The sequence below is a fragment of the Aquimarina sp. U1-2 genome, assembly GCF_017897595.1.
Lineage (GTDB): Bacteria > Bacteroidota > Bacteroidia > Flavobacteriales > Flavobacteriaceae > Aquimarina.
Map to the genome: position 1 here is coordinate 1 of NZ_JAGKIK010000040.1, position 853 is coordinate 853.

Here is an 853-nt window from a genome sequence, read left to right on the forward strand (position 1 = left end):
AGAATGTACAGCAACGCAGAGGGCATGTTGACAAGGCACACAAGTTAAGTGTTACCCATCAGTGTAAACTGTTGAGTATCCATCGTAGTGGTTTATATTACAAGCCTGTAGGCGAATCTGCCTTAAATCTAGAGTTGATGCGCATTATTGATGAAAAACATATGCTTCATCCTTGGTTAGGAGTTCCCAGGATGACCGTTTGGCTTCAAAAAGACAAAGGGTACCAAATTAATCACAAACGCATCGAGCGACTTTATAAATTAATGGATATTAGTGCCATCGGACCAAAACCTAATACCTCTAAACGTGGTAAAGGAGAACTGCACAAGATTTATACCTATTTACTTAAGAACCTCAAGATTGAACGTTCCAATCAGGTATGGGCAACTGATATTACCTATATTCCTGTAAAAGGCGGTTATTTATATCTGATAGCTATTATTGATTTGTATAGCCGTTTTGTAGTTGGATGGTCTTTGTCCAATACCATGACTGCTGAATGGTGCAAACAAACTCTGGATACCGCTATTGAAAACTATGGAACTCCAGAGATCCTAAACACAGATCAAGGAAGTCAGTTTACGGCTTTGGAATTTAGTAACTATGTCACTAAAGATCAACAGATCCGATTAAGTATGGATGGCAAAGGAAGAGCTATTGACAATATTTTTATAGAACGCCTATGGCGAAGCCTAAAGTATGAACATGTATATTTGTTCCCAGCTGATGATGGGATACAATGTTATCAAGGAATAAAAACCTGGTTTAACTATTACAACAAAGAACGTAGACATCAAAATTTGGATAATGAACATCCAATAGCGGTTTATAAACAAAACCTAAAACCAGCAGC

At 37.6% G+C, this 853-nt stretch carries 1 protein-coding gene; it reads left to right on the plus strand.

Features of this window, described 5'->3' with window-relative positions; genetic code table 11:
• A partial coding sequence (locus tag J8281_RS18885) for an IS3 family transposase (protein ID WP_210199223.1) occupies positions 1-853 on the plus strand: 853 nt, incomplete at both ends.